At 57.0% G+C, this 17876-nt stretch carries 14 protein-coding genes, 1 pseudogene and 1 riboswitch; of the genes and pseudogenes, 6 read left to right on the top strand and 9 right to left on the bottom strand.

From position 1 onward, the window contains the following. Nucleotides 1–88: 88 nt before the first annotated feature. Entirely contained in the window at nucleotides 89–1399 is a 1311-nt protein-coding gene (locus tag JTM80_RS04335) for a TldD/PmbA family protein (protein ID WP_205370676.1), read from the top strand. A 587-nt stretch (nucleotides 1400–1986) separates the two neighbouring features. Here the strand turns inward: JTM80_RS04335 and JTM80_RS04330 are convergent. The 5 genes from JTM80_RS04330 to JTM80_RS04310 form a co-directional block, all read right to left on the bottom strand. Beyond that, complete coding sequence (locus tag JTM80_RS04330) at nucleotides 1987–2778, bottom strand: energy-coupling factor ABC transporter ATP-binding protein (protein WP_172356993.1); 792 nt, start codon at nucleotides 2776–2778, stop codon at nucleotides 1987–1989. Nucleotides 2779–2815: 37 nt separating this feature from the next. After that, nucleotides 2816–3688, bottom strand: coding sequence for a cobalt ECF transporter T component CbiQ (cbiQ, locus tag JTM80_RS04325; protein ID WP_172356990.1), 873 nt, complete (start codon nucleotides 3686–3688; stop codon nucleotides 2816–2818). Beyond that, nucleotides 3685–4401, bottom strand: a complete 717-nt coding sequence (gene cbiM, locus JTM80_RS04320) for a cobalt transporter CbiM (RefSeq protein ID WP_172356988.1) — start codon at nucleotides 4399–4401, stop codon at nucleotides 3685–3687. Before cbiM ends, cbiQ begins: the two co-directional genes overlap by 4 nt. Beyond that, on the bottom strand, nucleotides 4388–5047 hold the full coding sequence (locus JTM80_RS04315) for a carboxypeptidase-like regulatory domain-containing protein (protein WP_225906758.1): 660 nt from the start codon (nucleotides 5045–5047) through the stop codon (nucleotides 4388–4390). The genes cbiM and JTM80_RS04315 overlap by 14 nt, the downstream gene beginning before the upstream one ends. Nucleotides 5048–5253: 206 nt before the next feature. Further along, on the bottom strand, nucleotides 5254–6018 hold the full coding sequence (locus tag JTM80_RS04310) for a DUF4382 domain-containing protein (protein ID WP_225906757.1): 765 nt from the start codon (nucleotides 6016–6018) through the stop codon (nucleotides 5254–5256). Between the two features lie 744 nt (nucleotides 6019–6762). On the opposite strand from JTM80_RS04310, the pseudogene JTM80_RS22595 reads away from it, so the two are divergent. Beyond that, nucleotides 6763–6951, top strand: a pseudogene (locus tag JTM80_RS22595) (ISKra4 family transposase); the annotation flags it as partial. Between the two features lie 136 nt (nucleotides 6952–7087). Here the strand turns inward: JTM80_RS22595 and JTM80_RS04305 are convergent. Next, a complete protein-coding gene (locus JTM80_RS04305) occupies nucleotides 7088–8260 on the bottom strand; it encodes an FtsW/RodA/SpoVE family cell cycle protein (protein ID WP_225906829.1) in 1173 nt (390 codons plus the stop codon). A gap of 373 nt (nucleotides 8261–8633) precedes the next feature. On the opposite strand from JTM80_RS04305, the gene JTM80_RS04300 reads away from it, so the two are divergent. The 4 genes from JTM80_RS04300 to JTM80_RS04285 all read left to right on the top strand — a co-directional run bounded on the left by JTM80_RS04300 (nucleotide 8634) and on the right by JTM80_RS04285 (nucleotide 14988). After that, nucleotides 8634–10574, top strand: coding sequence for an ABC-F family ATP-binding cassette domain-containing protein (locus JTM80_RS04300; protein WP_172356984.1), 1941 nt, complete (start codon nucleotides 8634–8636; stop codon nucleotides 10572–10574). 276 nt (nucleotides 10575–10850) lie between these two features. Then, nucleotides 10851–11071, top strand: a riboswitch (cobalamin riboswitch). 1027 nt (nucleotides 11072–12098) lie between these two features. After that, nucleotides 12099–12584 carry a hypothetical protein gene (locus JTM80_RS04295; RefSeq protein ID WP_172356982.1) on the top strand — a complete coding sequence of 162 codons (486 nt, stop codon included), beginning with the start codon at nucleotides 12099–12101 and terminating at the stop codon, nucleotides 12582–12584. A 67-nt stretch (nucleotides 12585–12651) separates the two neighbouring features. Then, nucleotides 12652–13479 carry a fatty acid desaturase gene (locus JTM80_RS04290; protein WP_172356980.1) on the top strand — a complete coding sequence of 276 codons (828 nt, stop codon included), beginning with the start codon at nucleotides 12652–12654 and terminating at the stop codon, nucleotides 13477–13479. A gap of 201 nt (nucleotides 13480–13680) precedes the next feature. Then, nucleotides 13681–14988, top strand: coding sequence for a cyclopropane-fatty-acyl-phospholipid synthase family protein (locus tag JTM80_RS04285; RefSeq protein WP_172356978.1), 1308 nt, complete (start codon nucleotides 13681–13683; stop codon nucleotides 14986–14988). 120 nt (nucleotides 14989–15108) lie between these two features. Here JTM80_RS04285 and JTM80_RS04280 read toward each other — a convergent pair whose 3' ends face one another. The 3 genes from JTM80_RS04280 to JTM80_RS04270 all read right to left on the bottom strand — a co-directional run bounded on the left by JTM80_RS04280 (nucleotide 15109) and on the right by JTM80_RS04270 (nucleotide 17816). Further along, a complete protein-coding gene (locus tag JTM80_RS04280) occupies nucleotides 15109–15756 on the bottom strand; it encodes a DUF3611 family protein (protein ID WP_172356976.1) in 648 nt (215 codons plus the stop codon). A gap of 86 nt (nucleotides 15757–15842) precedes the next feature. Further along, the gene (locus tag JTM80_RS04275; RefSeq protein WP_172356974.1) at nucleotides 15843–16673 is read right to left on the bottom strand and encodes a type II CAAX endopeptidase family protein; all 831 of its coding nucleotides are present in this window, start codon (nucleotides 16671–16673) and stop codon (nucleotides 15843–15845) included. Between the two features lie 30 nt (nucleotides 16674–16703). Beyond that, nucleotides 16704–17816 (bottom strand): peptidylprolyl isomerase, encoded by a 1113-nt coding sequence (locus JTM80_RS04270; protein ID WP_172356972.1) that lies wholly within the window; start codon nucleotides 17814–17816, stop codon nucleotides 16704–16706. Between the last annotated feature and the right edge of the window lie 60 nt (nucleotides 17817–17876).

Below are 17876 nucleotides of genomic sequence, written 5' to 3'. Positions count from 1 at the left end.
GAGGGCTGACAATCTCCTCTCCCCATCTCCCGGACTCTCCTCCCTGATCGCTTTAATCGCTCCATCAGCACTTTCTCCACCCCCGCCTATGGTCCCTCGTCCGCCATCATCCCTATCCCTGGCAGAGCAACTGCTGGAATTGGCGCTGCGGTCTGGGGCCGAGGCGGCGGAGGTTTATGAGTCGCAATCGCTGTCGCGGCCGGTGTTTTTTGAGGCGAATCGGCTGAAACAATTGGAAACCTCGCAGGCAGAGGGAATTGCGCTGCGGCTATGGCGAGATGGGCGGCCGGGGCTGGCGGTGGCCTATGGGCCGGTGGAGCCAGGGGCGCTAGTGGAACGGGCGATCGCCCTCAGTCAGCTCAGCGAGCCAGAGACGATTGAGCTGGCTCCCGCCCATCCCAAGCACTACCCCGATTTGGGGGTGGGCGTGCCCGTCGAACAGTTGGTGGAATGGGGACGAGAGGCGATCGCCCTGGTGCGCGAACAATATCCCGAAGCGCTCTGCACGGCGGACTGGGAGTGCGACGTGGAAACCACGCGGCTGATCAACTCCAACGGGCTGGACTGCGGCTATACCGACACCACCCTCAGTTGCTACATGGCAGCGGAATGGATTCGCGGCGAAGATTTTCTCAGCGTGGCCGACGGCCAGACCGAGCGCGGCATTCTCGACCCGGTTTCGCTGGCGCAGCAGATTGTGCAGCGGCTCGACTGGGCGCAACGCAACACCGCGCCGCCCGTGGGCAAAGTGCCTGTGCTGTTTACTTCCAAAGCGGCGGATATGCTGTGGGGCACGGTGCAATCTGCCATGAACGGCAAGCAGGTGATCGAGCGGGCCTCGCCCTGGAGCGATCGCCTAGGGGAACCCGTGATGGATTCCCGCCTCACCCTGTCGCAGCATCCCGACATCGGCCCCTTTAGCTGCCCCTTCGACGATGAAGGCAGCCCGACCCAGCCCATCACCTTTGTCAAAGAGGGCGCGTTGCAGTTGTTCTATACCGACCGCACCATCGGCCGCGCCCTCAGCAGCGGCACCACGGGCAACGGCTTTCGGCCGGGTTTGGGCAGTTATCCCACGCCGGGCCTGTTTAACCTGATTGTCGAACCGGGCTTTAAGCCGCTGGAAAGCCTGCTGGCGCTCATGCAAGACGGCATTATCGTGGATCAAATGCTGGGCGGCGGCGCGGGCATTTCGGGCGAATTTTCGATCAATGTCGATCTGGGCTATCGAGTGCGGCGCGGTGAGGTGGTGGGCCGCGTCAAAGACACGATGGTTGCGGGGAATGTTTATACGGCGCTGCGAAACCTGATTGAATTGGGCGGCGATGCCGAATGGAATGGTTCTTGCTACACACCGTCGGTGATGGTGGGTGGGCTGTCGGTGACGGGGCGGCTGTAGGGGTGCGGATTTGGGGGATTTTGGATTTTGGATTGGGGTTTACAGCCTCCTCAGATCCAGTCTCTGAAGTACTGCTGTGGATGAAAGTGCTGGCAGTTGTGAAGACGGTTGACCTATGATCTGAAATCGCAAATCCAAAACCGCAAATCCAAAACCGCAAATCCAAAATCGAGAATCGACCTAACGGGGGGCGAATCCGCGATTGGTGCAGCGATGAGAGTCGCGTTGGACTGCTGACAGTTCAACATCGCAAGTTGACGGGCTTTGGGGTGCAGCCGATTGGTTCAATTCAATGGGAGTTTGTAAGTATGTGGACATTAATAAGTATAAAACCCAAAGACCCTGCGCCGCCCGCGCGGCGGGCGGCGCAGGGTTCAGGATCTGTTTTTTAATCTGGTCTATCCACTTAGATTGGGGATTTTAGATTGGCGATTTTGGGTTGCCTGGTTTTGGATTGCCTGTCCCTGGATGCCTGTCTTTGGCTTGCCGGCTCGGGAGGTTGCAGGGCTTTCAACAATTTTCAGCGATTTGATGTGCGTTTATGTGCGACTTCGCTGCAAGTAATCTGGGAAATGAGAGCTGCAAGACTAGTCGTGGTGCGGCAGGAGGTGGGGCATCAAGGAGTGGGGTTTTTCGAGACCATGCGCTTCCATGAGTTCCTGATTGCCCATGATCTGGCGTGGGTCGCCATCGGCAATGATGCGCCCTTCGTCTAGCAAAATCACGCGATCGCACACTTCCAGCACCAGTTCCAGATCGTGGGACGCGATCAGTAACGTCTGGGGCGCACGCTGCAAAAACTGGATCAGGCGGCGACGGGTGCGGAGATCCAGGCTGGCAGAGGGTTCGTCATACAGCACCACGCGGGGACGCATGGCCAAAATTCCGGCGATCGCCACCATCTGCTTTTGCCCGCCCGACAGGTGGTGCGGCGGTCGCGCTGCGAGGTCGGCCGTGCCCGTCAGCATCAGCGCCTCTTGCACTCGCTGGGCCACCTCTCCGGGCGACAGGCCCATGTTCTGCGGGCCAAAGGCGACATCATCCCACACCGATGCCGAGAAAAGCTGATCGTTAGGCGATTGAAACAGCAGCCCCACGCCTGGATGAAAATGTCCGGCCCGCACGGGTTCTCCAAACAGGAAAATCTCGCCTGCATCGGGGCGCAGCACCCCACACATCAGGGTGAACAGCGTCGTCTTGCCACAGCCGTTGTGGCCGATGATGCCGACCCGTTCGCCGTCTGCAATTTGCAGCGATACGTCTTGCAGCGTGCAGGGCTGTCCGGGATAAGCAAAGGTGAGATTTGCCACGGTCAGCGCATCGGGAATCGGGGCGCAAACAGGGTCAGAGCAGGTTGGGCGGAGGTCGGTTTGGGTCATTGAGTCAGGATTAGCGCGTGAGATATGAAGCAGCGAACTAGCGAAACGATAGGAGATGGGTGAGTTGCGGAACGCCAAAGGAGACAGGGACAAATCCCAGCCCCAGAAGGGCGATCGCCAGAGCAACCGCGCCCGCCAGCCCCATCATGCTAGCCAGATCAAGGGTGGAAAACGGCGTTTTGGGTTGGGCAACAGGTGCAGCGCCGGATCGGGGCGTATAGCCGTAGCCGCGCAGCCGCATGGCTTTGTAGACGCGCTCAGACTGTTCATAGCTGCGGATGAGTAAGGTTCCCGCCAGAGCGGATAAATTACCCAGATCGGTTCGCCGTGGCAAAAAGGGGATGGAGAAACCCCGATGGCGATCGCCCGATGGAACTTGCCCAAAGCCGCGCAGCCGCATGGCCAGTTTCATGGTAGCCAGGGTTTCGGCTAGGTCAAATAAGTAGCGATAGGTTAGCAGGGTCATATCGGCCAGCACCGGCGGCAGCCCGAGCGATCGCAGCGCAGCCACCAGCGTCAGAAACGGCGTTGTGCCGAGCAAAATAAAGCCCGTCGTGACGATGGCCAAAAATCGCCCCGCAATCAGCAGCATGGCAGACAGCCCCTCCTGACGCAGCACCACAGGCCCCAGTTGCCACAGGACGGTCTGCCCCGAACAGAACGGCAGCAGCGCCACCACGCCCAGCAGAAAATAGCCCGGATAGCGCAGGCGCGATCGCAGAAACGAGAGGGGCAGCCGAGACAGCCCGTAGAGCGAGAGGGCGATCGCCAGAACCACGGGCACCAGCCAGCCCCGCTCCACAAACGCAAAGGCAAACATCAGCGTCACCAGCCCCAGCAGCTTGCAGCGCGGCTCCCAGCGGTGGATCGGCGAGTCGAGATGGGCAAACTCATCCATCACCAGCCTCATGCAGCCCTCCCGCCCGTCGATTTTTTTGAGGGCTGACCGGCTGGCTGCAACGCCGACGGGTCAGATCGAGTCGGGTCTTGTAACAATTCTGGCTTGACCCGCCGCAAAAAGCCCACCAGCATTGCCGTAAACACGCCCTCAATCAGCGCCAGCGGAATATGCGATGCGACGAGTCCGTAGACGGCGACCCGCTCTGCCTGAGCATCCAGCCCACCGGGAATCGTCGCCAAAATCAGCCCAAAGAAAATCAGCGCTGCCAGCCCTAGCCCAATCGCCCCTGCCAAAAACGCAAACAGGAGATCTGCTCGCCTCGCCCCCAGCCGCCCAAACCGATGGCGCAGCCGAAACACCCACGCTGCCACCAGCGCTGGAAAGCCCATTAGCACGGTGTTAACGCCCAGCGTCGTCAGGCCGCCGTGCCCAAACATGACCGCTTGCAAAAATAGCCCAATGGCGATCGCAGGCACTGCAAAATAGCCCAACACCGCGCCCAGCAGCCCGTTCAGCACCAGATGCACACTTGCTGGCGGGATCGGAATGTGGATGGACGACGCGATGAAAAAGGCCGCCGTCAGCAGTGATGCCTTGGGGATTTGCTCCGTCACGTCTGGCATTCGGTTAATTTTCCGCAGCGCATAACCCAGCAGCGGGGCCGCCAATGCATAGCCACCAATGCAGACGGGCGCGGGGAGGATGCCATCAGGTATGTGCATTGTGAGCCTTGGGTCGTCGAGAGAAAAACAGCGCCGTTCCTACGCAGCCCCAAATCACCGAAGCCGCCATGACGAACCTCTGAATTGGATTTAGCCCGCCGCCGGAGCGCGATCCTGGGGGACTGATTGCAGAGGAACTGGTGGCAGGGGAACTAGTGGCAGGGGAACTAGTGGCAGGGGAACTGGTGGCAGCGGACGCAGGTTCACCAGCGCCCGCCGCCGCACCGCCCCCTACCGGAATCACCAAAATTTCGCCATGCCCTGCCTGCCGCACCTGCACCTCCCAGTTGCCGGGTTGGGCCGGGTCAGGCGCAAAGAGAAAGCGACCGGATTCATCGGCCGTGCCCCGCAGCCAGGGGGTTTGCGGATCGGCGGGCGAGAAGACCGCAACCTGGGCCCCAGACATGGGCTGTCCACCGTCGTAGCGAGCTTCCAGGGCGATCGCCCGCGTCTCCTGATAGGTAATATCAACCCCGTGGGCGTGGGCCGGTGCAGACAGGTTGGCGATGGTTATCCCTGTGGCGATCGCCAGCAGCCCAAATCGCAGCGCCCCAAACCGCAGAACAAGCCGCGTCCTAAACCGTCTTAAACAGCTTAAACAGCGTTTCAAAAAGCGCCCCACCCCCTGCGCTCCCTGGTAATCCATACTCAAACCTCGCCGTAAAATGTCCAACTTTAGCTCACTCAATAGGACGCTCAACAAAACACTCAACGAGCAATACCCAAATCAGGCTTAAGGAACCAGAGTTCACCCGGTCAGATCTAATCAGGATGTTCCTGAACCGTTCCCAAATCGCTCCAAACCTCAGGATGCACAAGCGAAAACCAAGCGGACTCAGTGCAAACTAAGAGCTAAGACCGGCGACAGTGACCCTCGCCCACATGCCCCAGTGAGGGCAGGATGCTGTTTAGCAAGTCGCGGTTTTCCTTAGACAAGCTTGTGTCCAGGGTTTTCAAGTCGGCACTCACCCGCCCATTCTGAGCCAGCGCGGCGATCGGCCCAAAGCCCAGCGCGCCCGTGTTGAGTTCGTCGTCTGCTGGAGCATCGCCATCCCCAAACAAATGGTCAAAGTGGAACGTTGCCTCTAGGTCGGCGCTGCCGTTTGCCTCCAAGATGCCCTTACGCGCATCGCCCACAAAATCCCCACAGGTAAACGTCATTTCGCGATCCAGGTTGAGCGTAAAGTTCACCGTCTGCCCATCTTTCACGCCCGTTCCCACAATCACCAGCGCATAGCCCTTGGCGGGGCCGTCCTTGGCATTCGCCATTCGCCACGACAGCGCATTATAGCGACCCGCCGGAGCCGCCACCTCTCCCACCAGAATCGGGTCTGCATTTTCATCGCCTGCCGCCAGGTCAACCGTCTTTTCTCCCGGCAGCGTCACCTGCTGTTGCGCCCGGATGGGGTCTGCACCTTCAGGATTAAAAGGGGGATCAGTCTGATAAGCGGTAATATCCGCTAGATTGACATACATATGGTCGAAAGACACCTCCCATCCATCCTTGGACACAAACCCCTGACGCACAAAATCTTCGCCGTTGGCCCGAATCTGCAAAGTCCCCTGACCTTGCGCCTGGGGCTGCGTTTGCCCCTGGGGAGCATTACTCTGAGGCACGTCGTTACCAGAACAGGCGGAAAGTAAACCAACTGCCAGCAGCGCAAATCCAGAACTTTTGACGGATGATTTGAATGATTGTTTTAAGTAACTCTTCCACATACTCCACATGCTTCTTCGCGTGTCTTTTTATGATGATTTAACGATGATTTAACGCGCCATTAAAACCATGCCTAACCATGCCTAACAATACCTGACAAATCTTGAATTAATCTTGAGTTTTTTGTCGAACATGGCGACCTCCATACAGCATCTTAGATAAGACCTGGAGAAATAAGTCTTCAGATTCACTTCAGATCCTCGACGGATTGCTGAAACTCTGTCTATCTAAATCGGGTGATGCAATTAGGCTATACGGCCTTGAAATATAAACAGATTTAAATCAGGTTTTGCGAGTCTTTCAACCGTGCTTTTTAACACTCATAGTTAATCTGATTGTGTCCCAGATTTCAATGCCCTCAGGGGGGATAGGGTACAGACGGAGCCTTTTCGCAAGAGATAAAGAGATAAATTGATCGACAAATAAACGTACTGAGAAGATCAATCATGATTTTAGAGGTCTATCCCTGATGCAAGCGCTACACGCATTCAAGTAAGGTGTTTCAGTGTTTAACCATAGAGATTTTGTATTAGGAACAACCAAGTAGGTAGACATTAAAAATATAAAACCCAAAGACCCTGCGCTGCCCGCGCACCGGGCGGCGCAGGGTTCAGGATCTGTTTTTTAATCTGGTCTATCTACTTAGTACTCAACAACGGCTCGTGCATTGTCAAACCTTTGAGTTGCCGCAAGTGGAAGGAACGGTTGAGGAGATGAGTGTAGACGGCGGTAAAGTGCGATTGCGAACACCCCAAGGACAACCGAGTGAATGGCACGATTACAAGGCAGTGAATTTGCACGAGTCCTGTGTGTCTACCTTCTTCCAAGATAATAAACCTCCCATTCACGCAGGAGGTTATAATGCCTATGGGCAACAGGTAATCGTAGGATAGCCTCACACCATAGGTATCTCACACAGGTATCTCACACAGATATTTAGAGAGACAGGCAATTTCTGTTGATAAAGCGTCAGAGCGGTTTTCGTTTGCGCTTTGGGATGGGTTGTAGTGATGACACAGAGCGATCGCCCCCAAACCTGCGCCCCTGGCCCAGCGACACCACCGCAGCGCTGCTGCTTTCCCGTGCCACCCGCACCAGCAGCGCTGCCGACACTAGGCTGGCGATGACGGAACTGCCGCCGTAGCTAAAGAAGGGAAACGGTAGCCCGGTGGTGGGCAGCGCTCCTGTGGCCACGCCAATATTCAGCAGCGATTGCCCCACCAGCAGCACCACCACGCCGATCGCCACTAGTTGATGAATTGGGCTTTTGGCCTTTAGCGCCACCCGCAGCCCCAGCGCCGCGAAGGAACCCAGCAGCAGCAGCAGCAATAGCCCGCCCAAAAAACCAAATTCTTCGGCATAGACCGCAAAAATAAAGTCGGTATAGTGAATCGGCAGGTAAAACAGCTTTTGCTGCGACAGCCCAAAGCCCGTGCCCGTGAGGCCGCCAGAGCCAACGGCCAGCAAGCTCTGAATCAACTGGTAGCCGTTTTGGGCGGGGTCTGCCCAGGGATTGAGAAACGACACGATGCGATCGCGCTGATAGTCGCGCAGGCTGACGCTGAGAACGGCGGCACTCAGCCCGGCGATCGCCGTACCACCCAGGTATCGCCAGGGCAGCCCAGCCGCCAGCGCCATCAGCCATAGCAGCATTCCGCACAGCGCCGTCGTACTCAGGTTGGGCTGGAGCAAGATGCTGGCCAGCAGCACCACAAAAATGCCCAGCCAGGTAAACCGCACCCGCCACGATAGCCGATCCCACCGCCCAAAAATCCGCGCCCCTTGCAGCACCAGAAATGGCTTGATCAATTCCGACGGCTGCAAAATCGGCAATGGCCCGATCGCCAGCCAGCGACTCGCGCCGTTGACCGTTGTGCCAAATCCGGGAACCAGGGTTAGAAGAATCAGCCCCAGGCAGATCAGCATCAGCAGATCCGCCATGCCCAGCACAAACCGCAGCGGCGTACTGACCAACAGGCTAAAGCCCAGCAGCCCAATGCACCCATACAAAACCTGGCGCTGAATATAATAAAGCCCGTTGCCATGCTCGGTATCGGCGATCGCATAAGAGGCAGAAAACAGCACCGCCAGCCCTAGGCCCAGCCACAAAAACGTCAGCCAGCGCAACATCCGCGCCTCCATCGCCCAGGTATCGACTGGCGTACTTTCCCAGGGCAGCGCAGATGACCCAGAAGGGCGATCGCCCGACTCCGGCGATTTTTGGGGCGGCTCGATGATTGGCTGCACAGCCGAGGGCATCGGCGCAGACTGCACCGGACGGCGACTTTTCCCAATACTTCTCACGCGGCGGCTCATATCGCGGCGACTCGTAAAACGATTCACAAATAACAATTCACAAATAACGATTCACAGACGCAGACTCACAAATCCAGGCTCACGAATCCAGACGGAGCAAGCAAACAGCTATCATAAACCAGACTGCCTCTAACCCTAGCGCAACTTTCCCGGTGCGTTAAAACAAAATCCCTGCTGACCCCACTCTCGGATTCCCAAGATGGCTATCTTCAATGTGCGATCGCTCCGCAAAGACTTCGGCATCAAGGAAATTCTCCGGGATGCCAGCTTTAGCCTGGAGGAAGGCGATAAGGTGGGGCTGATCGGCACCAACGGGTCGGGCAAGTCTACTCTGCTGAAAATGCTGGCGGGGCTGGAACCAGCAGACGGCGGCGAGATCTGGCGCAACTCCGGCGCAAAGGTGGTATACCTACCGCAGCAGCCCGCCGTAGATGAGAATCGCACGGTGCTGGAGCAGGTGTTTGCAGACTGTGGCGAACAGATGGCGCTGGTGCGCGAGTATGAAGATTTGTCGGACAAGCTGGCGCACGGACACGGCGACCCCGACGTGCTAATGGCGAAACTATCCAGCGTGTCGCAGAAAATCGAAATGGCCAACGCCTGGGAGCTAGAAACCCAGGCCAAGGTGATCCTCAGTAAGCTGGGCATTCAGGACTTTGAGGCGCGGGTGGGCGACCTGTCGGGTGGATATCGCCGCAGAATTGCGATCGCCACTGCCCTGCTCTCCGACCCCGACGCGCTGCTGATCGACGAACCCACCAACCATCTCGACGCGCTCTCGGTGGAATGGCTCCAGGATTATCTCCAGCGCTTTCGCGGCGCGATTTTGCTGATTACGCACGATCGCTACTTTCTCGATCGCGTCACCAATCGCATCTTGGAAATCGATCGGGGCGACCTCTACGCCTACGCGGGCAACTACAGCTACTACCTGACCCAAAAGGCCGAAGCCGAAGAATCGGCCGCCAGCAGCCAGCGCAAACATGCCGGAGTCTTGCGGCGCGAGCTGGAGTGGCTGAAGCGCGGCCCCAAAGCCCGCAGCACCAAGCAAAAAGCCCGCATCCAGCGGATTCAGGACATGCAGGCGCAGGAATTCAAACAGGCCCAGGGTAAGGTCGATATCACCACCGCCGGCCGTCGGATTGGCAAAAAGGTCATCGAACTCACGAATATTTCCAAGGCCTACGGCGACCGGGTGCTGATCAAAGACTTTACCCACAGTTTCAACCCGGAAGATCGCATCGGCATCATTGGCGGCAACGGCGCGGGCAAATCTACCCTGATGAATATCATCACCGGGCGCGTGTCGCCGGATAGTGGCACGGTGGACATTGGCTCCACAATCCATATCGGCTATTTCGATCAGCACTCCGAAGACCTGGAAATCAACGAAAATCAGCGGGTGATAGATTACCTGAAAGGCGTGGCAGAACTGGTGAAAACAGCGGATGGCAGCGTCATCACTGCGTCGCAAATGCTGGAGCGCTTCTTGTTTTCACCCAACCAGCAGTATGCACCCATTAACAAGCTCTCCGGTGGCGAAAAGCGCAGGCTATTTTTGCTGAAGGTGCTGATGGGTGCGCCCAATGTGCTGATTTTGGACGAGCCGACCAACGACCTGGACGTGCAAACGCTGGCAGTGCTGGAGGAGTACCTGGAGGATTTCAACGGATGTGCGATCGCCGTTTCGCACGATCGCTACTTTCTCGATCGCGTGGTGGACGTAATTTTCGCGCTAGAACCGGGCGGCACGATTCGCCAATATCCCGGCAACTACACCACCTATCTGGAACATCTGGAGCGGCAAAAGCAGGAAGCCGCCACCGAAGCCCCCAAATCTGCTCCCAAAGTAGCCGCGAAGCCTACAACTTCTGAGTCTGCAAGCACGGTCAATTCCTCTAGCAGCGCCACCAGGCCGCGCAAGCTGTCTTTCAAAGAAAAGCGCGAATATGAAACTCTGGAGGCGAAAATTCCCGCCCTAGAAGCGGAACGGGATGCGCTAGAACAGCAGCTTTATGACCAGCCGCCTGCTGACTTTACGGAAATGCAGCGGTTGACAGAAAAGCTGGCCAGCCTGACGACCGAAATCGACACCGCCACAGAGCGCTGGCTGGAGCTAGCCGAACTGATTGACGCTTAGGACGTTTTTAAGGAACGCCTACTGTAAGATGCTTACTGTAAAACGCCTCAAGATGCTTACTGTAAAACGCCTCCTTTTGGAACGTCTTTGAACACCTTTAGAACGCCTTTAGAACACCTTTAGAATGCCCTCGAAGCACTATCCCTAGCGTTCCGTTGGGGCTGAGCCATGCTATGCTCAGGGATGGAGTTGGCGTAAAGCCGTGTTTCCCCGATGCATTCTGGATGGATTGCCTGTCAGATGGATGCCATCGCTCTGTTTCAAGGAATCATGTGCTGTCCGCCGCTCTGCTTCGGTTCTGGTGGGGATCAGCCACCAGACGCAAGGGGGAAAGTTCGGTGCAAATCCGACGCTGTCCCGCAACTGTGATGAGCGCAACCGCACGGGACGCTTGACCCTCTGTTTGCCAGATTCTTGGGCAGGGCAGATTTGTCAGTTCTTTAGCCTGAGCGCGTCGCCTCTGAGTCAGGATGCCCGCCGATAGCACCACCTGATGATTCATCTGCGAGGCATAGATGGTTTCAAGTTTAATTTTTTTGGGACGCGATCCGGGGCGATCGCCCACTTCGTACTACTCCTTTCAGGCTGCTCGATCCTTTGAAATGTTTGAACCAAACGCGGCAGATTCGCTGGAATTTTCTCCAGATGTTTGACCATGGGGATCAAAGAAAACTGCCAGACTCCTTTAGTTCGGCGGTCATCTCAGCATTTCACCGATTAAAGCTTCGGCATGGGCATGATTTGCATGTCAATGTTTTCGCATCGTTGGGATTTGCGTCTTCAGCAAATCTTCACCAAATAGGGTGGCTAGATCCCTCGACTGCTGACCCAATTGGCTGAGCTTTTTCTTGATGATCTAGCGATTCAAAATTGCCTCAGAAAGACGCTCGAAACTTCTTTTCTAAAATCTCGTCTAGTTGATGAGCTGTGGGAAAAGAAGGCTTCAAGCAATGCTCTGTCTGGTGCGACCGCAGCAGTGAGGCTTTGCAGCGAAATTTTGCGAATTTGCACACCTATCGGATAGGTTTCTGATTGGCTAATTTGAGGTTTTATCGCTGTTATGAAATCTCCGATCTTGAGGATTCTTTGCAGTTGATTAGTCCTCTGTCAAGTAGGTGAACACTAATAAACGTAAAACCCAAAGACCCTGCGCCGCCCGCGCAGCGGGCGGCGCAGGGTTCAGGATCTGTTTTTTAATCTGGTCTATCTACTTATTAATCGAATGTTATTAGCCGAGTGTTATTAGCCGAGCCAGGTGTGAAAAGTCCTCAAAATAACCTTGCAAACTCGCGCGGAGATTGCATCTGAAAACGAGTGCATCCCACTTTTGTAACCCTCACCCTAAATCCCTCTCCCAGAGCGGGAGAGGGACTTTGAATCCAGCCCCCCTTCTCCCGTTTTGGGAGAAGGGGTTGGGGGATGAGGGCGAATTTGCATAACTGGGATGCACCCTCTGAAAACTGCATTGGCGTGATCAGATGTAATCAATTGTTTGACCTTTTTGAGTGTTTGATGAGAGGCGGCATGAATGCAAAGGATTGTGTTTGGCAGGGCCTTTTGGGCTACTGGCAAAACTTGTTTATTCACCAAAATATGCTGGCGCTGGGCTATCGGGCCTGGCATGGCTATATCAGCCAGGGGCGCGGGCTGCTGGCCTGTCGGGTGGCGATCGCCCAGCCCCACACGGTGGATTGGAGTATCACAACGGTTCCCTTTTCGGCGCAGTTTATTGCTCAGGCAGCGGTGCCAGAGTTTCTGCGATCGCTGGCAACGGAAGGTCGGTCAACCCAGCCAGACTTTCTGGACGAAGCGGCGATCGCCCTGCTGATGGAGGCGATCGCCCAGCATGACCCGACCCAATCCATCGTGCTGCTGATCGAGAACAACGGCACGGTCGATATCAACCTGCTTCAGCACTTGGCGATTTCCCCGGCAGACTGCCATCGCCAGGTCGAGCAGCGCTGGGACGAGTTTCAGCCCTATCTGACCGCGTTCCATTGGATCGATTAGTACCCGATTCTCCACACCTGATTTCTCTACATTTTTCCTACCGGCGCAAGCCAGGAGTTTATTCTGCATGACCGATGCCCATTTCAATGTGCCGCGTCTCCGCTGGGACGTGATTAGCTTCACTCTGTTTTTGCATCTGGCTGCTTTGCTAGCTTTTGTGCCGGCCTTTTTTAGCTGGTCGGCCGTAGCGCTGGCGGTCTTCTTGCACTTTGTCACCATTGGGCTGGGCATTTCTCTCGGCTTCCATCGGCTCGCCACCCATCGCAGCCTGAAGGTGCCGCAATGGCTAGAGTACTTTTTGATTATCTGCGGTACGCTGGCGGGTCAGGGCGCAGTCAAGGGCTGGGTCGGCTATCACCGGATGCACCACCTGCACTCGGACGAGGCCGGCGACCCCCATGACTCTAGCCTGGGCTTTTGGTGGTGCCACATCGGCTGGCTGATGCATCAAGTGCCGAGCCAGTCTCAGCTTGCCCGCTACACTAAGGATATTGCCAAAGACCCGGTTTATCGCTTTTGCCATCGCAACTACATCTGGATGCAGGTGGCGTTGGCGGTGCTGCTCTACGTGCTGGGCGGGATGCCGTTCCTGGTGTGGGGGATTTTTGTGCGACTGTTTGTGGGCTTCCACAGCACCTTCTTTGTCAACAGCGCCTGCCACATGGTGGGCTATCGGACGTATCAGACGGGCGATCGCGCGACAAACTGCTGGTGGGTGGCGCTGCTCACCTTTGGCGAAGGCTGGCACAATAACCACCATGCGTTCCAGGCCTCGGCTCAGTTTGGGCAGCGCTGGTGGGAGATTGACGTGGCCTGGCTGGTGATTCGCGCCCTGCAAGCGGTGGGGCTGGCGACGCAGGTGAAAACCATGCCCGCCTTTAAAGCGAATCAATAGAACAGAACTGACGCAGCGAGATCCCCCAAACCCCCTTAATAAGGGAGCTTCTAGCATTCTCCCCTGGAAGAAGGGGGCTAGGGGTATCGGCGTTTTATGCCTCCCCTGCGAACGTCCTAGTCGGTAATTTTTTCGCAAATTCTCACAAACTCTCACAAACTCTCACAAATTCTCACAAAACTGTTTCTTGCAGGTATTTGTATGACAAAACCCGTTTCTTCGGTCGAACGGCAGACCTCGCAGCCAGATGCAGCGACTCGTTCAGACGCGACAGGGGCGATCGCCGACTGGAGCAAGCTGCCCAGCGGAGAGCGCTATCTCTACCAGCTTTTTAGCTTGATCGATGCTGCCGACTTTACGGTGGTCAACCCAGCGGGGCAGGAGTTTCGCTTTGGACGGGTGGGCGCGTCAGAGCCGCTGCGGCTGATCATCCACCATCCCGGCACTTACGATCGCGTCCTATCTTTTGGCACGCTGGGCTTTTGCGAAGCCTACATGGATGGCTGGTGGGATGAAGCGAACCACAACCTGGTAGAACTCATTGGGCTGTTTTATCGCAACAATGTCTATTCCAAAGCCAGCCGCAAGGTGACGCTGCCGCTGCTGTTCAAGGTGCTAACCCAGCGCTTGAAAACCGTGCCCGTGTTGATTCAAAACAGCCGCAAAAACGTGCAGCATCACTACGACCTGGGCAACGACTTTTATCAGCAGTTTCTCGATCCGACGCTCACCTATTCCTGTGGCTATCGCCGCCACGAGAGCGACTCGTTGGAAACCATGCAGTTGCAAAAATATGAGCTGATTTGCAAAAAGCTGGGGTTAAAATCTGGCGAAGCTCTGGTGGATATCGGTTGCGGCTGGGGTGGCATGTTGATCTACGCGGCGGAGCGCTACGGCGTGTCGGGAACGGGCATTACCCTCAGCGTGGAGCAGGCGAAACTGGCGCAGGAGCGAATCGAGCAGCGCGGATTGGGCGATCGCCTCACGATTAAAATTGCCGACTATCGGGAGTTTCACGGACAATTCGACAAGTTCGTCAGCATTGGTATGTTTGAGCATGTCGGCAAGGGCAGCTTTGCCACCTTTATGCAGCAGGCTAACGCGCTGCTGAAGCCGGGGGGTGCTGGGCTGCTGCACACCATCGTTACCCAGAGCAACGAGCGCAACGGAGCCTGGGTGGACAAGTATATCTTTCCTGGCGGCTATGCGCCCCAACTGCATGAGCTGACCCAGGAGCTATGGGCTGCCAAGCTTGCGGTTGCCCATTGTGAAAACCTCAAGCCCCACTATGCCGAAACGATGAAGCGCTGGGCCGAAAACCTCGTCTGCAACCGAGACACTATCGCCGCCCTGGGCGACACCTACGACGAGAAATTTCTGCGGATGTGGTATCTCTACCTGCAATCCTTTGAGGCCTCGTTTCGCTACGGCAGTCTACATGTGTATCAACTGCTGTTCTACAAGGGCAAGCCCTGGCCGCTGCCCATGCCGCTCGATTTTAGCTGGTGATGTTTGTGCAGTGGGGTTTGCTTAGCTCAGCTTGGGCGATGACGGGAGTCTGGAATTTGGGCGATCGCCCAAACCCTGCCAAGTCATCGGCTTAACACCAAGGCTCGACACCAAACGCTTCTAGCTGCGGCTCATCACGCGCAGCAGCCAGAGCGAGGCGACGATGCCGATAAAGTGCGCCATGTTGATGTTGGTCGTCGCCAGCACCAGCAGCATATCCAGCGGATTCACAAAACGGGCGGCGCTGCCCGAAAAAATAGCAAACCCCTGGGCCGATGCCTTGATCACCAGCGACCCGATGATGGCCTGTGCGCCCAGAAACGTGAGCAGCATTCCTGCCAGATTGATCATCAGCCCCACGCGCAAAAGCTGAAATGCCTCGCCGCGCTTGGGGCGCACCCGCGTATCGGCAGTCTGGAGGCGGCGACCCAGTCGGGCATAGCGAAAGGCCCAGAAGACGCTGGCGGCCAGAGCAATCAGCCCCAGCATCGAGAAAAATGCACCCGTACCCGTTTCGGTCGAGGTGGGCGAGGGCACGCCGGGGGTTGTGGTTGCAGCAGCCAGTCCGAAACTTGCAAAAATTAGCGACCCAGCCGAGATTACCCCCGGCACAAGCTGCGCCCAAAAGCTAATCCAGCCCGTGCGCCGAAACGCTAGCGCCACTCGTTGCACCGCAGGCGGCAAGCTATAGGAAGACTCGATGCGGCTAGACTGGCTTGGTCGGCTGGATCGGCTGGAGATGGGGCGATCGCTATAGCTTTCTGGCATGTCTGGGCGGGGGTAAGGGTGTCCCTGGGGTTTCATCTATTGTATCGGGTGGGTGGGGCGATGAGGAGATGCGGTAGCGGGGAGGATTATTTAGAAGATTGATTAGAAGATTGATGGAAAACGCGCGATCGCACGCTGAGCGCCAGCCCGCCCAGACAGAGAAACCCCAGTACGCCGGCCAGAGGATTTTGGTTAATGCCCGTCATCCATTCGGGTGCTTGCCCGGTGTAGCGAATCAACGCGCCGACATTCACCAGATAATAGCCCCAGACCATGCCGCCGTGTAGCCCAATCGACAGGCCCAGTCGCCCGGTCTGCCGCTTCGCCCACACCAGCAGCAGCCCCAGCAACACCAGCCCAAAAAACTGGGGCGCGGTAGCCACCACCTCATTTAGCGGGCGGATAAAGTGCAACACGGCAAAGGTCAGTGCGTTGACCCAAAGCGCTGTACGGGGGGCATAGTCGCGCTCCAGTTCATCCAGCAGCCAGCCGCGAAAGACGGTTTCCTCCGCCAGCCCATAGCCTAGACCCACCCCCAGCCCCTCCAGCAAAAGGCGCGGAATGGGAACGGCGGGCGATCGCCAGGTTGCCCAGCCCAACCCGTTCATGAGGACAAATAAAAACAGGAGGCTGCAAAAACCCATGCCCAGCCCTTGCAGCAGTTCTCGACCCATTGCCCGCGTCCCCACTAGACCATAGTGCGCGAACCCGCCCCGCCGCCCATAGACCCAGCGCCCCCACGCCCACAGCAGCCCAAAAAACAACCCAAACAGCACGGGCATTACCAAAATGCTGACGGTATTTGCGTCGTCTACAAGGGCGTAGACCAGCGCAACGTAGGGCAGCCATAGGCCCAACAGCACCAACAGCAGACTGCCGATGCGGAGCGGAATGGGGAGGTGGGCGAGGCGGCGCAAGGGGAGGTTTTGGCCCGGCGGGCTGGGGGATTATGGTTCTACCAAATTCTCTAAGCCCGAAATCACTTTCATCGACTGGATCGCGTCACCTGCCTTCAGTTTTTCCAGCACTTCTTTGCCTTCGACGACGTAGCCGAAGATGGAGTAGCGGCCGTCTAGCAGGTTTAGCCCAGCAGGGGTGAGTTCGGGTTCAAATAGGAAGAAAAAGAACTGAGAGGAGCCGCCGTTGGGGTCGCTGTCGGGGTGGGCCATGCCGAGGGCACCAAAGGCAGAAAAGGGCAGCACAGGCTGATCCAGATAGCGCCCCGCGTCCTCCAGCGTAATGCCGTAGGTGGGGGCTTTGTCGCCCTGCACCATCACTTCCAGGGGAATCTTGCGCTCTTGCTTGGTTTTGGGGTCGATGAAGCCGTCTTCGGGACCTGGCGGATCGCCAATTTGCAGCACATAGAAGTCTTCAGCGCGGGTGAACTTTAGCCCGTCATAGAAACCACGCTGAACGAGATCGACAAAGTTGCCTGCTGTAACCGGAGCATTGTAGCCATCCACCACGGCCACCATATCGCCCTTGTCGGTTTTGATGCTGATGGTGGCGCGTCCCTTGAGCTGGGGCAGGTTGCTGTATTCTTCCGGCACTTCGTAGGGGAACTGGGCGACCATGAGTTCTTCGAGCTGCCCCACCATGTCGAGCAGTTCAGAGCGCTTTTCCCACAGGGCAGCTTTGTTGTTTTCTTCAACGGCACTCCGCATGGCGTTGATGCCCATTTCTAGCTGGGTAATCAGCAGCCCAGCCGCCGCTTGGCGATCGGCTGGCACGCTAGCCAGCAGTTCCTTTTGCTTCGTGTTTAGAATTCGCTCCATCTGCGACAGCTTGGGGTTGATGGCGTTGAGGCTGGTGCGGCTGATGCGGAGGGGCGTAGACAAGTCTTCGAGCAGCGTTTGCAACTGGCGCACGGGCTTGTTGCTAATCGGCAGGGCGTAGCGCAAAATGGCGCGGCCGTCGGTGATGGCGTTGCCCTGGGGGAGGGCGATCGCCGCTAAGTTGCTATGGGCGGCTCCCCATCCCACCAGCAGCAGCGTCATGAGCAGAGAAACGGCTCCGGCCTTTAGCCAGCGGGTGAAGGAACGCTTGGGCAGTTGAATCATGGTTCTGCAAGAGCAACAACAGGAATCGGCTTCCTGTCTGATTTTGCCATAGCGCGGGCC

The organism is Thermoleptolyngbya sp. PKUAC-SCTB121 (assembly GCF_016919485.1).
Classification (GTDB): Bacteria; Cyanobacteriota; Cyanobacteriia; order Elainellales; family Elainellaceae; genus Thermoleptolyngbya; species Thermoleptolyngbya sichuanensis.
The sequence above is the reverse complement of the archived record's forward strand: the minus strand, read 5'-3'. Positions and strand labels throughout refer to the sequence as shown.

Excerpts from the sequence above, each read along its gene's own strand:
- JTM80_RS04305 (WP_225906829.1), bottom strand. The coding sequence starts at position 8,260 with ATGGAGGCGCGGATGTTGCGCTGGCTGACGTTTTTGTGGCTGGGCCTA.
- cbiQ (WP_172356990.1), bottom strand. The coding sequence starts at position 3,688 with ATGAGGCTGGTGATGGATGAGTTTGCCCATCTCGACTCGCCGATCCAC.
- JTM80_RS04285 (WP_172356978.1), top strand. The coding sequence starts at position 13,681 with ATGACAAAACCCGTTTCTTCGGTCGAACGGCAGACCTCGCAGCCAGAT.
- JTM80_RS04335 (WP_205370676.1), top strand. The coding sequence starts at position 89 with ATGGTCCCTCGTCCGCCATCATCCCTATCCCTGGCAGAGCAACTGCTG.
- JTM80_RS04290 (WP_172356980.1), top strand. The coding sequence starts at position 12,652 with ATGACCGATGCCCATTTCAATGTGCCGCGTCTCCGCTGGGACGTGATT.
- JTM80_RS04300 (WP_172356984.1), top strand. The coding sequence starts at position 8,634 with ATGGCTATCTTCAATGTGCGATCGCTCCGCAAAGACTTCGGCATCAAG.
- JTM80_RS04315 (WP_225906758.1), bottom strand. The coding sequence starts at position 5,047 with ATGGATTACCAGGGAGCGCAGGGGGTGGGGCGCTTTTTGAAACGCTGT.
- JTM80_RS04295 (WP_172356982.1), top strand. The coding sequence starts at position 12,099 with ATGAATGCAAAGGATTGTGTTTGGCAGGGCCTTTTGGGCTACTGGCAA.
- JTM80_RS04280 (WP_172356976.1), bottom strand. The coding sequence starts at position 15,756 with ATGCCAGAAAGCTATAGCGATCGCCCCATCTCCAGCCGATCCAGCCGA.
- JTM80_RS04270 (WP_172356972.1), bottom strand. The coding sequence starts at position 17,816 with ATGATTCAACTGCCCAAGCGTTCCTTCACCCGCTGGCTAAAGGCCGGA.
- JTM80_RS04330 (WP_172356993.1), bottom strand. The coding sequence starts at position 2,778 with ATGACCCAAACCGACCTCCGCCCAACCTGCTCTGACCCTGTTTGCGCC.
- cbiM (WP_172356988.1), bottom strand. The coding sequence starts at position 4,401 with ATGCACATACCTGATGGCATCCTCCCCGCGCCCGTCTGCATTGGTGGC.